General features: G+C 70.3%; 9 protein-coding genes and 1 pseudogene. 3 read left to right on the top strand and 7 right to left on the bottom strand.

The window, feature by feature from the left end:
- The first annotated feature begins 250 nt into the window (after positions 1–250).
- A complete protein-coding gene (locus tag ACFY0U_RS06815; protein ID WP_388631308.1) occupies positions 251–1,912 on the top strand; it encodes a carboxylesterase/lipase family protein in 1,662 nt (553 codons plus the stop codon).
- On the opposite strand, the gene ACFY0U_RS06810 is transcribed toward ACFY0U_RS06815, so the two are convergent.
- The 6 genes and pseudogenes from ACFY0U_RS06810 to ACFY0U_RS06785 all read right to left on the bottom strand — a co-directional run bounded on the left by ACFY0U_RS06810 (position 1,794) and on the right by ACFY0U_RS06785 (position 9,823).
- On the bottom strand, positions 1,794–3,647 hold the full coding sequence (locus ACFY0U_RS06810) for a glycoside hydrolase family 127 protein (protein WP_388631305.1): 1,854 nt from the start codon (positions 3,645–3,647) through the stop codon (positions 1,794–1,796). The genes ACFY0U_RS06815 and ACFY0U_RS06810 overlap by 119 nt on opposite strands.
- A gap of 63 nt (positions 3,648–3,710) precedes the next feature.
- Positions 3,711–4,421: pseudogene (locus ACFY0U_RS06805) on the bottom strand (LacI family DNA-binding transcriptional regulator); the annotation flags it as partial.
- Between the two features lie 10 nt (positions 4,422–4,431).
- A complete protein-coding gene (gene rox / locus ACFY0U_RS06800; RefSeq protein ID WP_388631303.1) occupies positions 4,432–5,865 on the bottom strand; it encodes a rifampin monooxygenase in 1,434 nt (477 codons plus the stop codon).
- Between the two features lie 175 nt (positions 5,866–6,040).
- A complete protein-coding gene (gene mmuM, locus ACFY0U_RS06795) occupies positions 6,041–6,961 on the bottom strand; it encodes a homocysteine S-methyltransferase (RefSeq protein WP_388631301.1) in 921 nt (306 codons plus the stop codon).
- Positions 6,958–7,692 carry a hypothetical protein gene (locus ACFY0U_RS06790; protein ID WP_388631298.1) on the bottom strand — a complete coding sequence of 245 codons (735 nt, stop codon included), beginning with the start codon at positions 7,690–7,692 and terminating at the stop codon, positions 6,958–6,960. Before ACFY0U_RS06790 ends, mmuM begins: the two co-directional genes overlap by 4 nt.
- 37 nt (positions 7,693–7,729) lie before the next feature.
- A complete protein-coding gene (locus ACFY0U_RS06785; RefSeq protein ID WP_388631295.1) occupies positions 7,730–9,823 on the bottom strand; it encodes an autotransporter in 2,094 nt (697 codons plus the stop codon).
- 204 nt (positions 9,824–10,027) lie between these two features.
- Here ACFY0U_RS06785 and ACFY0U_RS06780 point away from each other — a divergent pair, with 204 nt between their 5' ends.
- Both ACFY0U_RS06780 and ACFY0U_RS06775 read left to right on the top strand, forming a co-directional pair.
- Positions 10,028–11,107 (top strand): family 43 glycosylhydrolase, encoded by a 1,080-nt coding sequence (locus tag ACFY0U_RS06780; protein WP_388631292.1) that lies wholly within the window; start codon positions 10,028–10,030, stop codon positions 11,105–11,107.
- A 1-nt stretch (position 11,108) separates the two neighbouring features.
- The gene (locus ACFY0U_RS06775) at positions 11,109–12,518 is read left to right on the top strand and encodes an RICIN domain-containing protein (RefSeq protein WP_388631290.1); all 1,410 of its coding nucleotides are present in this window, start codon (positions 11,109–11,111) and stop codon (positions 12,516–12,518) included.
- Positions 12,519–12,525: 7 nt separating this feature from the next.
- On the opposite strand, the gene ACFY0U_RS06770 is transcribed toward ACFY0U_RS06775, so the two are convergent.
- Entirely contained in the window at positions 12,526–14,208 is a 1,683-nt protein-coding gene (locus ACFY0U_RS06770) for a rhamnogalacturonan lyase B N-terminal domain-containing protein (protein WP_388631287.1), read from the bottom strand.
- Positions 14,209–14,239 lie beyond the last annotated feature (31 nt).

The raw sequence follows: 14,239 nt of genomic DNA, 5'->3' as shown, positions 1-14,239 counted from the left end.
TACCGGCAGGTCAGCCGAAACCCTGTGAAATCGGCGCTGAACGACGCGTCGACCACGTCCACGGCATGGACTCCACCGCAGCCGGCGCGCGTCGATCACTGCGCACCGCACACCGTGTACAGGCGGTAGCGGACTGTATGCGATGTACCTCGAACAGCCTCCAGTTCGCCCCGTGCACCGGAATAGCGCGCCGTGATGTGGTGCTCTGTTGTTACCGGTGCATGAGCGCGGCGAGGAGGCTGGTGGTCGAATGACGGCAGCAGTCCAGAAGGATCCCGTGGTGAACACGCCGTACGGAGCCGTCCGCGGCCGTCATGAGAACGGGATCGTGGTGTTCCGGGGCATTCCCTACGCGGCGCCCCCCTTCGGCCCCCGAAGGTTCCGGCCGCCCCTCCCGCCCGAGCCGTGGGACGGGGTGCGGGACGCGGGGGCCTTCGGGCCGACGGCGCCGAAACCGCCGTACTCGGAAGCCTTCGCGCAGTACCTGTCCGACCCGATCGTGCCCGGCGACGACTGTCTCAACCTCAACGTATGGACACCGGAGCCGGGCAGCGGGGCCCGCCTCCCGGTCCTCGTCTGGCTGCACGGCGGCGCCCTGACCAGGGGATCCTCCGCCGTGCCGGTGTACGACGGGCGTGCCTTCGCCCGTGACGGCGTCGTCTTCGTCTCCGTGAACTACCGGCTGGGAGTCGAGGGCTACGGCCTGTTCCCGGACGCCCCCGCCAACCCGGGCCTGCGCGACCAGCTCGCCGCACTGGAGTGGGTGCACCGGTCGATCGAGGCCTTCGGCGGCGACCCCGCCCGCATCACCCTCGCGGGCCAGTCCGCGGGCGCCATCAGCACCGGCGCCCTGCTCGCCGCACCGCAGGCCCAGGGCCTGGTGCGGCGCGCGATCCTCCAGAGCGGTCCGCCCGAGGCCGCCGACCGCGACAAGGTACGGCGGATGGTGCGCCGGATGGCCACCCGGCTGAGGATCCCCGCCACCGCGGCCGCCTTCGCCGAGGTCGACCGCGACCTGCTGCTGCGCACCCAGGGCGAGGTCGGCCGGCTCAGCAGCCCGGTGCTCGGCGGCCCCGCCTTCGGCATCGTCGTCGACGGCGACCTCGTCCCCCGCGACCCCCTGGAGGCCCTCGTCGAGGGCGGCGCGGCCCGTGACGTCGACCTGATGGCCGGCTGGACCCGCGACGAGTACCGGCTCTGGCTGGTCCCCGGCGGCCTCCTGGAACGCGTCGACCGCCTCGGCGCCGTCGCCCTGGCCGGCGCCATGGCCCGCTGTCACACCGGCCACGAGGTACCGCGCGGATACCGCATGCTGCACCCCGACGCCGGTACCGCCGAGATCGTCGGCCAGATGGTCACCGACCATCTGCTGCGGATACCCCTGCACCGCCTGGCCGACGCCCGCCCCGGCAGCGCGTACGTCTACGAGTTCGCCTGGCCCTCCAACCTTCCCGACCTCGGCTCCTGCCACGCCCTGGAACTGGGCTTCGTCTTCGACACGGGCGACAGCCCCGAGTCGGCCAAGCTCGCCGGGGAGGGAGCGCCGCACGAGCTGGCCGAGGCCATGCACGGGGCGTGGGTGCGGTTCGCGGTCGACGGGGATCCGGGCTGGGAGGCGTGGGACGAGACGCACCCGGTGCGGATCTTCGGCGACATCGGTGACGGTCGGTCGGACTACGCGATCGACGGCCGGCAGCAGTGGACAGCCGACGGTCGCCCGGATTTCGCATACAGTCCGCCGTACACGGCACACGGTCCCCGCGATGCCGGTTTCGCCCTCTGGACCGCCGACGTCACCCCTCCGGAATCCACACCCGCATCGGCCCCTCCTGACGGTTCGCCCACGCGTAGTACGGAACTGCGGTCAGTGGTACGACGTCTCCGCCTCCCCGGCGCCGTCCGTCGGCAGTGACGACAGCGACCCCGCCCAGCAGCTCGGGATCGTGCCGGACCGAGAGGCGGGATCCGTAGGGGAGGGTCAGGTCCTCGAAGCGGATGCCGGGCTGCTGGTCCACTCCCTCCAGGCAGTGGACCAGGGGGCCGCGTTCGATGGCCACGCAGCCGCGTACGGCGTCCACGTGCGGGTCGGGGCGGGTGAGCCGGGCGTCCAGTTCGAGGTCGAGGGTGAAGGTGTCACCCGGCGACCAGCGGCGACGCACCCGCAGCCAGCCGGGGAGGGTCTCGGCGGGCGGTTCGCCGTCGGGGGCCGTCGCCGTGAAGTCCGTGCACCAGGACGGGACCCGCAGCGACAGCGTCCAGTCGGCGTCCGGCGCCTCCTCGACGGTCACCGCGATCCGCCCGTCCCAGGGGTAGCCGGTCTCCACCCGGACCCGGCCGCCTCCGGCCTCGTACACGCCCGTCGCGTACTGATGGAGCTGCAACCCCTCGGCGTCGCCGCTCGCCATGTAGTGGGGGAGCGAGGCGAGCAGCCGCATGACGTTCGGCGGGCAGCAGGCGCAGCGGAACCAGGGGGTGCGGCGGGCCGTCTTGTCCGGTTCGTACGCGCCCTCGTACTCCTCGCGCACCTGGAGCGGATTGACGTACAGCCAGCTGTCGCCGTCGAGGCCGACGCCGGCCAGGAAGCCGTTGTAGAGGGTGCGTTCGACGAGGTCGGAGTACTTCGCGTCGCCGGTCAGCAGCGCCATCCGCCATGACCACTGGATCGAGGCGATGGCCGCGCAGGTCTCCGCGTAGGCCCGGTCCGGCGGGAGTTCGTACGGCTCCCCGAAGGACTCGCCCTCGTGACGGGCGCCGACCCCGCCCGTCAGATACGTCTTGGTCGCCACCATCGCGTTCCACAGTCGCTCGGCGACCGCATACAGTTCACGGTCGCCCGTCTCCGCGGCCAGGTCCGCCACACCCGCGAACAGATACAGCTGCCGTACGGCGTGACCGGAGACGGTCGTGGCCTCGCGTACCGGTATGTGGTCCTGCCAATAGGCTCGGCCCAGATGGGGGTTGACGTCGGCGTCGAGCAGCCCGTGCCCGCGCCGGTCCACGAAGTGCCCGGCCAGCTCCAGCCAGCGCCGCTCCCCGGTCTCCCGGTACAGCTCTACCAGGGCGGTCTCGATCTCGGGGTGGCCGCACACGCTGTCGATGCGCTTGCCCGGGCCGAAGACCGAGTCGATGTGGGCGGCGAACCGCTCGGCGACGTCGAGGAGTTCACGGCGTCCCGTCGCCCGGTGGTGGGCCACCGCGGCCTGGAGCAGATGGCCCGCGCAGTACAACTCGTGGCCCCAGCCCAGCTCTTGCCAGCGCCGGTCCGGGTGGGCGACCTGGTAGTACGTCTGCAGATAGCCGTCCGTGTCCTGCGCGGCGGCCAGCAGCGCGGTCAACTCGTCCACATGAGCGGCCAGTTCGGGGTCACCTGGGCGGTCCGCGAGCTGCCAGGACGCCGCCTCCAGCCACTTGTGCACGTCCGAGTCCTGGAACGGGAAGTCGCCCGCGTAGGCGCCCTTGCCGTCGGCGGCGGCGCGGAGGTTGCCGAGGTTTCCGGCCGCCTCCAGCCGGGCGGGGCCCTGGGGAATGCTGACGTCGGCGTTGGTGGTGCGGCGGGCCGCCCAGAATCCGTCGGTGATGCGGGCGGCTGTCGCGGGACGCAGGGCGGTGCGCGCGCCCGGGGTGAGACGGACGGGGCCGGTGCTCATGCGGGAGGCTCCAGGATAGAAAGCGTTTGCCGAGGTCGTGAGCATAAGAAGCAACCGGTTCCGCTACAAGAGGCCCACGGTGCCCGCGGCCGCCGCCTGCTCCTTCAGCGGCGCCACGGAGTCCCGTACCACCACATGCGTGCCCAGCAGCAGATGCTCGTCCGGGGTGTTCGGTTCGCGCCCCAGCGCGGTCCTCACGGCGAGCCTGCCCAGTTCCTCGTAGGGAACATGCACGGTCGTCAGCGCGGGATGCAGATCCCGGGCGAACGGGATGTCGTCGTACCCGGCCGGCGACACAGCGCCCGGCACACGGAGACCCGCCTCGTGCAGCGCGGTCAGCGCGCCCGTCGCGACCATGGCGGTGGCGGCGACCACGGTCGTGAAGTCCGAGCGCCTCGCGCATCAGCCGGTGACCCGAGTCGCGGGTGAAGTCGCCGTGCAGCACGAGTTCCTCGGCGAGCTCGATGCCGCGCGCCCGGTGGGCGGCGAGATGACCGCGCTCGCGCCCCTGTTCCGCCGACCAGGATCACCGCGGCCGCCCGCTGCGCGCGCATCATCTCCACGAACTCCAGCTCGTGCCGCGCGTCGCCCTCCGTGCTGCACACCAGGCACGGATGGCCCAGCCGCGTCGCCTCACGCTCCACGCCGTGCGCCATCAGCGCGAACGACGGGCCGGTGATGTCCTCGAGCACGAACGCCAGCGCGGGCGTGCCGACGCCCGCGATCGCCTTGGCGCGCGTCGGCGACGTAGTCCATCTCGCGGACCGCCCGCATGGCCGCGCGCTCAGCCGGTGGCGGCGCCGAACCAGCGGGGCAGCCGGTCGAGCAGCTCCTTCTGGTCGTCACCGACCCACGCCACATGGCCGTCCGGCCGCAACAGCAGCGCGGGCACGTCCAGTTCCTCGCTCGCGTCGACGACATGGTCGACCCGGTCCGCCCAGCCCGCGACCGAGAGCCGGCCGCCGCCGGTCCGGTCGAGGAGCAGCCCGCGGCCGCCGTGCATCAGCTCGTAGAGGCGCCCCTGTTTCAGCTTGACGTCCCGCAGCCGCCGGCCGAGCAGTTCGTGGCCCTCGCCGACGTCGTAGCGGATGTCGAGCGCGGTGACCTTCTCGATCAGGTGCCGGGTGACGCCGTCGAAGTCCATCAGCTCCGACATCAGCCGCCGCACGGCCTGGGCGGTCGGGTCGTCGGAGATCAGCAGGTTCTGCACGCGGGTGTTGTCCAGTACGGCGGCGGCCACCGGACGCCGTTCGGCCTCGTAGCTGTCCAGCAGCCCCTCGGGAGCCCGGCCGGTGATCTCGGCGGCCAGCTTCCAGCCCAGGTTGAACGCGTCCTGGATACCGAGGTTGAGCCCCTGACCGCCCAACGGCGGGTGGACGTGCGCCGCGTCGCCGGCCAGCAGCACCCGGCCGGCCCGGTAGCGCTCGGCCAGCCGGGTGGCGTCCCCGAACCGGGAGAGCCAACGGGGCGAGTGCACCCCGAAGTCGGTGCCGGAATAGGCCCGCAACTGCTTCTTGAACTCCTCCAGGGTCGGCGGCACCGAGCGGTCCTCGGCCACCCCCTCGGCGGGTACGACGACGCGGTACCGCCCCTCCCCGACGGGCCCGAGACCGAACCGCTTCTCGGTCTGCCGGATCTCCGCCACCACAGCGGCGATCCGCTCCTGGCTCTCGGTCACCTCCATCTCGCCCAACAGCGTCTCGGTCTGGGCGGGTTCACCGGGAAAGCCGATGCCGAGCAGTTTGCGCACCGTGCTGCGCCCGCCGTCGCAGCCGACGAGATAGCGCGAGCGCAGCCGTGTGCCGTCGGCCAGTTCGACGTTCACCCCGTCCTCGTCCTGGCTCACCCCCACCACCTCGCAGCCGCGCCGGATCTCGGCACCGAGCTCGGTGGCGTGTTCGGCCAGCAGGCGGTCGGTGACGGGCTGCGGGATGCCGAGGATGTAGCCGTGTGCGGTGTCCAGTTCGGGCACCGGCTTGTCGATGGCGGCGAAGTAGCCACCGCCGACGGGGAATTGACGGCCGTGTGCGAGGAACCGCTCCAGCAGGCCGCGCTGGTCCATCACCTCGATACTGCGGACGTGGAGGCCGAGCGAGCGGACGTACGCGGCGGGCTCGGCGTCCTTCTCCAGCACGAGCACCCGCACACCGTGCAGCCGCAGCTCACCGGCCAGCATCGAGCCGGTAGGACCGCCACCGGCGATGATCACGTCGATCATGAGACCCCCATAAGCGCATGCAGTGCGCGAATCGCTGATTTCGCCAGCTTCTGGCTTCGACCGGAGATTCTGCGGCACGAGGGGGGTCTTGCCGCAAGGCCCATAGTGCGCTATAGGTTGAGAGTGGCAAGGGGCAGCAGACTCCTTGCCTTTCTCTTTGTCGCCCGGCGTCGCCCTACGCCTCGGCCAGCGTCCCCGCGATCGACGTGATCGCCTGCGGCCCCACGCGGCAGCATCCGCCGATCAGCCGGGCCCCGGACTCCCGCCAGGCGCGCACCTGGCCGGGGGCGAAGGAGGAGCGTCCGTTCCAGGTACGGGCCTCGGCGTCCCAGGCCTCGCCGCTGTTGGGATAGACGACGACCGGCTTGCCGGTGACCCGGGCGGCGATCTCGACCGCGGCGTCCACGTCCTCGGGCGCGCAGCAGTTCACACCGACCGCGATCACCTCGTCCGCGTCGGCGGCCAGGGCGAAGGCCTCCTCCAGTGGCTGGCCGGCGCGGGTGTGCCGACCGTCGATCGAATACGAAAGCCAGGCGGGTGTACGCAGTCCACGCACCGCCCGCACCAACGCCTGCGCCTCGTCCGCGTCCGGCACCGTCTCCAGAGCCAGTACGTCGGGCCCGGCGGCGGCGAGCACCTCAAGGCGGGGCCGGTGGAAACGCTCGAGCTCGTCGACGCTCAGGCCGTACCGCCCCCGGTACTCGGAGCCGTCCGCCAGCATCGCCCCGTACGGGCCGACCGACGCCGCCACCCACAGCGGCCGCGTGACGCCCTTCGCCTTCGCCTGCGAGGCCGCCTCGCGGGCCAACTCGACGCTCGCCGTGAGCAGTTCGGCCGCGCGCTCGTGCGAGATCCCGCGCTTGGCGAAGCCCTCGAAGGTGGCCTGGTAGCTGGAGGTGATCGCCACGTCCGCGCCCGCCTCGAAGTAGGCGAGATGCGCCTCGGTGATCGCCTCGGGCCGCTCGGCGAGCAGCCGCGCCGACCACAGCTCGTCGCTGAGGTCGTGTCCGGCGGACTCGAGCTGGTTGGACATGCCGCCGTCGAGCACGACGGTCCCGGCGGCGAGGGCCTCGGCGAGGGAGGAGTTGCTGGTCATGCCGTCGACGGTACTCCGGGGACGGGTCTGGGGCCGCGCTTGTCCACCTCGCGAACAGGCTCGGTGTGGCCGAACGTGATCGTGTCGCCCGCCGCCCGGCCTAGCCTTGGCGGATGCCCGCTGACACCGATGTCGTACACGCCGAGGCCGGTGACGTCCTCGGCCCCTTCTCCGGCCCGGCCCGTCTGGAACCGCTCACCCACAACCCCAGGAACGGCGTCACCGGCGGCGTCTGGGCCGTCCACGCGGGCGACCGTTCCGCCGTACTGAAGGTGCTCACCCGTACCAAGGAGGCCAGCGGTCGCTGGGCCGCCTCCGACGACCCCCGGCACTGGAACTACTGGCGGCGCGAGGCCGATGTGTACGCGTCCGGACTGGCCCAGGTCTGGGCGCCGTACGGCATCCGCGCGCCCCGGCTGCTGGCCTGCGTGGAACGGGCCGACGGGGATGTGGCGCTGTGGCTGGAACGGGTGCGGGGTGAGCCGGGCACCGGGTGGAGTGTGGCCCGGCATGTCGAGCACGCCCGTCGACTGGGTACGGCACAGGGGAGTCTGTATACCGGACAGGGGAGACTGCATACAGTCGACGAGCCATGGCTTTCGCATCGCTTCCTGCGGCAGTACGTCGGCAGCAACACCCTCGGCCAGGAACTCCTCGACGACGACGAGGCCTGGCACCAGCCCCTGGTCCGGGACCACTTCCCCGATCGCCCGGGCGTGCACCCGCCCCATGCGCCCTCGTCCCGGTCCGGCGATGCGTCTCCCGGCGTTACGCCGCGTGCCGCCCGCCCCGGCGACGGTTCCCGCGTCGGTGCCTGGCTGCCGGGACCGCCAGTCCGCTCAACAGGCCGAGCGCCAGCGCGTACGGCCACCAGCCCATGCGGTCGTCCTCCGCGGCGCCCACGGTGCGGGTCGCCACGGCGCCGGAGGATGAAGCACCGGAAGGCCAAGGGGACTTGCTCGTCGCCGTGGCCGCGCTGAGCACGACGTCGTTCCCGTCGCCCCCCTTGTAGCTGATCCGGTAGTCGGTGTCGGCGAGCCTGACCTTCGCCCCCTCCTTCAGCCCGGTGAACGTGCCACCGGTCTTCGAGTCGCCCGTGTGGTTCAGCACGGTGATCCTGCGTGCGGGCTCGGTCCCGGCGGCCGCGAGGTCCAGGCCCCCGGCCAGCCGCACCGCACCGGTCACCTTCAACGGCTTGTCGCGCAGGACGAGTTCGCCCTTCGCGCTCTGTGTGTAGTTCCCGGAGACCGTGAGCCCGCCGGCGACGACCCCGTCGTTGGTCACCGAGCCCTTCACCGTGCCCTTGCCGCTCAGCGTGGTCGCCACCCGCAGCCCCGTCGTGCCCACGTCCAGCCGGGAGCCCGCGGTGGTCAGCCGGATCGCCTTGCTGCGCCCCAGGGTCGCCCCCTGCCGCAGCGCCAGCGTGCCCTTCTTCACCGTCGTCGTCCCCGTGTACGCCACCCCGCTGCCCGTCAGGGTCGTCGTCGCGGTGCCCGCCTGGGTGACCGACCCGCTGCCGGCGATCCGGGACAGGGTCAGCGCCTTGCCGACGTTGTTCAGCACGAGCGAGCCGTTGTTCACGACCTTGTACAGACTGCCTGCGGTATACAGTCCACCGTCGCCCCCCGACCGACCGCTGCCCAGCCGCAGCACCGCGCCCTTCTCGACGGTCGTCGAGCCGTCGTAGTACTGCACGGCCGCGAACGTGACGTCGTTCCCGCGCGTCCCGGCGATCACGACGTCCCCGGCACCGGGTGCGGACAGGGTGTCGTGGAACCTGCCGCCGCCGATGGGGGCGCCCAGCGTCACCGGCCCGTTGTAGTCGAACGTGAGCAGCGAACGGGACCGCGCCGCCAGCAGGTTGATGTAGACCGTCTCCGCCGTGCCCGGCATGAAGATCTTGTTCGTCGTGCCGTCGCCCCACTGGACGTTCGCACCCTTGATGTTGGTGCCGCGCTTGTTGACGTTCTTGCGCGCGGGCGTCCAGTTCAGGGTCGGGTCGCTGAGCGAGGGGTCGGTGTCGCCGCCCTGGTTCGACCAGCTGTACTGGCCGGTCAGGATGACCTTGCTGCCCGGCCGGGACTGGACGTTGATGTCGCTGCCGTACTCGCGCTGGTAGAAGTCCATGCCCTGGGTGACGGTCTGGCCCAGCGGGGTGTCGACGGTCCAGGTGCCCTGGTTGAGGATCTTGCGGACGTTCGGCAGCGAGGTCGCGAACTCCGGTCGCCCGGCGTTGACCTGCGTGCCGTTGTCGATCACTCCGGAGAAGGTGTGGATGCCCGACAGGTCCCACGTGCCCCAGAGGAAGCGCGGCTGGGTGATCAGTCCGGAGCCGCTGATGGTGCCCAGGTTGTAGGCGGCGTTCTTGAGGGAGAGCCTCAGGGTGCCGTCGACCCGGATGTTGTCCTGGTTGAGCGCGAACTGCGGAGTGCCGTAGGGGAAATGGCCGATCAGGCCGGTCGAGCCGCCGTTGCCGTACTGGAGCGTCGCCCCGCGTGCGACCGTGATCGCGGGCGGGTCGGGGGTGGTCGTGGTGACGTAGGGATGGTTGCCGCCCTGGATCGACACCTTCTGCCGCTGCCGGGACTTCGGCAGGGTGAAGTCGCTGTCCCGGGTGAGGATCAGCGTTCCGTTGCCGCGCACGGTGAGCGTGCCCTCGCCGCGGAGGACGCCGTCGTACGTCGTCGTCCCGGAGGGGACGGTCACGACCGTGTCGCCGGCGAGCGTCACATCACGGCCCGCGAGCACGTCGGCGGTGATGTCGCGGGTGCCGGCGGCCTGCGCCGGGGGAACGGCGATCAGGAAGGCGACCGTCGCGAGGGCGCCGGCTGCGGCTGCTGTCTTGTAGGTATGGCTGCGCACGGAACGGAGACGGGTCGGACCGCTCGGGGATAACAGAAAAGTTCCCGCCCGGACGCCGCCCCGTAGAAAGCGCCTTCTTTAGTCGCGTCCGACCCGTTGACCTCCCTGTTCCCCAGCCTTACCTTTCGGCTGTTCGCAATAACAACAGATGTTCTCAATATCGAACATCGCTCTCAGGACACCCCCACCCGAGAGGCAGTCCGTATGAGCCGCACTCCCGACGTCCCCGACAGGCGACTGCTGCTGAAAGGCGCCCTGGCCGCGGGCGCCCTGGCCGCGACCCCCACCGCAGCCGCAGCCGCGCCGACCACGAAGAAGACACCCCCGTTCGTGAACCCGCTCGTCCGCAACCGCGCCGACCCCCACATCCACCGTCACTCCGACGGCCACTACTACTTCACCGCCACCGCCCCCGAGTACGACCGGATCATCCTGCGCCGCTCCCGCACCCTGAACGGGCTGACGACCGCACCCGAGTCCGTGATCTGGACCAAGCACGCGACCGGCCCCATGGGCGCCCACATCTGGGCGCCGGAGATCCACCGCATCGGCGGCAAGTGGTACATCTATTTCGCCTCCGCACCCGCCGAGAGCGTCTGGGACATCCGCATCTGGGTCCTGGAGAACGCCAACCCCAACCCGTTCAAGGGGACTTGGGTCGAGCGCGGCCAGCTGAAGACCGCCTGGGAGACCTTCTCCCTCGACGCCACCACCTTCACCCACCGCGGCAGCCGCTACCTCGCCTGGGCCCAGCACGAGCCCGGCATGGGCAACAACACCGCGCTGTGGCTGTCGAAGATGGCGAACCCCTGGACCCTGACAGGGCCTCAAGTCCGGCTCTCCACCCCCGAGTACGACTGGGAGTGCATCGGCTACAAGGTCAACGAGGGGCCGTCGGTCATCGCCCGCAACGGCCGTCTGTTCATGTCCTACTCGGCCAGCGCCACCGACTTCAACTACTGCATGGGCCTGCTGACCGTCGACGCGGACGCCGACCTCATGGACCCCGCCAACTGGTCCAAGTCGCCCACCCCGGTCTTCACCAGCAACGACACCACCAAGCAGTACGGCCCCGGCCACAACAGCTTCACGGTCGCCGAGGACGGCCGCAGCGACGTCCTCGTCTACCACGCCCGCCAGTACAAGGACATCGTCGGAGACCCGCTGAACGACCCCAACCGGCACACCCGCGTCCAGAAGCTGGGCTGGCACGCGGACGGCACCCCGGACTTCGGCATACCGGTGGCGGACACCGCCACCGACTCGGTGAAGGAGAGTGCGTGAGATGAGACGTGCGTACGCGGTACTGCTCGCCCTCTGTCTGGCGCTGGCCGGCGCCCTGGTCACCGCGGGACCTGCCCGGGCCGCCGCTCTGACGATCCCCAACGGCGTCCAGTTCACGGACAGTTCCGGCAACGCCCTGCACGCCCACGGCGGCGGGGTCATCAAGGTCGGGTCGTACTACTACTGGTTCGGAGAGAACCGCAACTCCGACAACACCTTCCGGTACGTGTCCGCCTACCGCTCCACCGACCTGAAGAACTGGGAGTTCAGGAACAACGTCCTGACCCAGTCCTCCGCCGCCGAGCTGGGCACCGCCTACATCGAGCGGCCCAAGGTCATGTACAACGCCTCCACCGGCAAGTTCGTGATGTGGATGCACAAGGAGAACGGCACCGACTACAGCGAGGCCCGCGCCGCCGTCGCCGTCTCCGACACCGTCGACGGGAACTACACCTACCAGGGCAGCTTCCGTCCGCTGGGCACCCACATGTCCCGTGACATCACGACGTTCGTCGACACGGACGGCACCGGCTACATGGTGTCCGCCGCCAACGAGAACTACGACCTGCACATCTACAGGCTCAACTCCGCCTACACGGCCATCGACAGCCTGGTCGCCAACCCCTGGGCGGGCGGCCACCGCGAGGCCCCGGCCCTCTTCAAGCGGGGCGGCGTCTACTTCATGCTGACGTCCGGCGCGACCGGCTGGAACGCCAACCAGCAGCAGTACGCCACCGCGACCTCGCTGGCCGGACCGTGGACGTCGATGGCGAACATCGGCGACTCCACGACGTACAACTCGCAGACCGCGTACGTCCTTCCCGTGCAGGGCACTTCGGGCACCTCGTACCTCTACATGGGCGACCGCTGGGGCAACTCCTTCGGCGGCACCGTCAACGACTCCCGTTATGTGTGGCTGCCGTTGACCTTCCCGAGCTCCACGACCATGTCGATGTCCTGGTACCCCGAGGTCACCGTCGACGCGGCCGCCGGGACGGTCTCCGGGACGAGCGCGACGTACAACACCCTGATCGCCCGCAACAGCTCCAAGTGCGCGGACGTGCCCAACCAGTCGCTGTGGCAGGGCATCGCGATCAATCAGTACACCTGCAACAGCGGCGGCAACCAGAAGTGGTGGTTCAAGGACCTCGGCACCGGCTACTACCAGCTCGTCGGCCGCGGCAGCTCCCTGTGCCTCCAGGAGAACTCCACCAACGTGACCCAGGAGAACTGCGGCACCGCCACCACCCAGCAGTGGAGCCTCACCGCCTCCGGCAGCTACTGGCAGGTCAAGGCCCGCGCCACCGGGGAGTGCCTGGACGTGAACGGCGCGTCCACCGCCAACTCCGCCGCGATCATCACGTACACCTGCAACGGAGCGACCAACCAGCAGTGGACGCGCGGAACATGACGTCAGGTCAGGCGAGCAGATCGATCGCGTCGATCGCCGTGCCCGCACTGAGGTAAGCCGTCGACCCCGACCCGCTCACCACGTTGATCTTCAGCACGTTGTACTGGCTGGTGTCCGTGAGCCAGGCACTGGCCGGAACGCTGTAGGTGAACGTGTAGTTGTTCCCCCGGTAGGAGCCGTTGGTCAGCGACCGGGTGTTCGGCTGGGTGGGCGGGGAGGGGATCGCGGAGGTCCAGGTGTCGTTGATGACGACCTGCGGGCGGCCGTTGGCGTAGGCCGTCGTCACGCCGATGCGCAATGTGTGCGCGGCGGCGGCCTGGGCCGCGGTCAGCCTGAAGTACACCAGGAGACCGCTGTTGACGTCCTTCCAGATGTAGCAGGGGAAGGCCGAGGTCTCGGTGCCGCTGCCGACGACCACGTTGCCGGTCCAGGCGGAGGCGCGGACGTCGGAGGGGTGGGCGTACGTCATCAGGTCGGCGTTCTTGAAGCCGCTCGGCGTGCCGTTCCAGTCGTTGATCCGCCAGATCGCGCTCGCGTTGCTCGGGTCGTTCGAGGACGGGATCGCGATGGTGTTGAGCGTGGTCGTCCCACCGGCGGATACGGTTACCGATGTACTGTATACAGCCAACTCGCTCTTGTAGACGGTCAGCGTGTACGTGCCCGGCAGTACCCCGCCGATCGAGAACCAGCCGTCCGACGACCTGGCCGAACCCCAGTACTGCGCGGCCGAGTTGGCGAGCCCGACCGTGTACGCGTACGACGTGTTCCGCCCGGTGATCCCGACGCCGGCGACCCGGCCCCGGCCGCTCGCCGCCACATACCCGGACAGGCCAAGCGAGTCCGCCCACGAGGTGGTGAGGGTGCCCGGGTACAGCGACGAGGAGGGGGCGCCGCCGTCCGTGAAGGCGATGACGTAGGGGCCCTGGAGGCCGAAGCGCTGGTCCTCGGTCTGGTTCTGGCCGTAGTAGAGGATCTCGTACAGACCGCCGCCGTCGGCGCTCTGGTGGCGCAGGAGGGAGCGGTAGAAGGGGCCGCCGGAGGCCTTCTCGTGGTTGGAGCGGACGACGTAGAGGCCGACGCTGCCGGTGGTCCAGCCGACGTAGTTGTAGTCGATCACCCGCAGCTTCGAGAAGTGCTTGGAGCGGGTCTGGCCGTCGGACTTCGCGAAGACGTCCGAGGCCTCGATGGTGGTGGGCGCGTAGGTGTAGGAGTCGGGCTCGTCGTTGAGGAACAGGCCCGCCTTGACGCGCACGATGAAGCGGGTCGCGGAGACGGAGGTGTCGGCCTTGTTGGTCCACAGGTAGACGTTGTTCTCGCCGCTGCGGGCCGCGTAGTAGTGCTTCAGCGTGCCGTACGTGACCGAGATCAGGATCGTCGAGCCCGACTGGCCGATGGTCACGGTGGAGGTGCCGAGGCCGGACTCGATGTGGGAGTTCTTGCCGCCGTAGCCCTGGTACTCGGTGCCGCGGTAGACCAGCGAGGTGAGGTCGCCGTTGGTCTTGCTGACCTTGAAGACGAGGTTGGCGCCGGTGTCGACGACGTAGTTCGAGCCGTCGTCGGTGTAGCCGAAGGCCGCGGCCGAGGCCGTGTCGGCGAGCGGTCCGGCGAGCGCGGCCGATCCGGCGGCGGCCGCCGTGCCGAGGACGAAGGTGCGGCGTCGGACCGGGCTGTTCGCTGCGGATCCGGACATGGGGGTGCCTCCTTCGAGGACATGTGGGGGT

Source organism: Streptomyces sp. NPDC001536 (genome assembly GCF_042894505.1).
In the GTDB taxonomy this organism is placed as follows: Bacteria; Actinomycetota; Actinomycetes; order Streptomycetales; family Streptomycetaceae; genus Streptomyces.
This window is presented reverse-complemented; position numbering and strand designations above follow the sequence as displayed.

What these genes read in the sequence shown, in the direction of transcription:
- mmuM (WP_388631301.1), bottom strand. Translation starts at nt 6,961, where the DNA reads ATGACCAGCAACTCCTCCCTCGCCGAGGCCCTCGCCGCCGGGACCGTC.
- rox (WP_388631303.1), bottom strand. Translation starts at nt 5,865, where the DNA reads ATGATCGACGTGATCATCGCCGGTGGCGGTCCTACCGGCTCGATGCTG.
- ACFY0U_RS06775 (WP_388631290.1), top strand. Translation starts at nt 11,109, where the DNA reads ATGAGACGTGCGTACGCGGTACTGCTCGCCCTCTGTCTGGCGCTGGCC.
- ACFY0U_RS06810 (WP_388631305.1), bottom strand. Translation starts at nt 3,647, where the DNA reads ATGAGCACCGGCCCCGTCCGTCTCACCCCGGGCGCGCGCACCGCCCTG.
- ACFY0U_RS06815 (WP_388631308.1), top strand. Translation starts at nt 251, where the DNA reads ATGACGGCAGCAGTCCAGAAGGATCCCGTGGTGAACACGCCGTACGGA.
- ACFY0U_RS06780 (WP_388631292.1), top strand. Translation starts at nt 10,028, where the DNA reads ATGAGCCGCACTCCCGACGTCCCCGACAGGCGACTGCTGCTGAAAGGC.
- ACFY0U_RS06770 (WP_388631287.1), bottom strand. Translation starts at nt 14,208, where the DNA reads ATGTCCGGATCCGCAGCGAACAGCCCGGTCCGACGCCGCACCTTCGTC.
- ACFY0U_RS06790 (WP_388631298.1), bottom strand. Translation starts at nt 7,692, where the DNA reads ATGGGGCGGGTGCACGCCCGGGCGATCGGGGAAGTGGTCCCGGACCAG.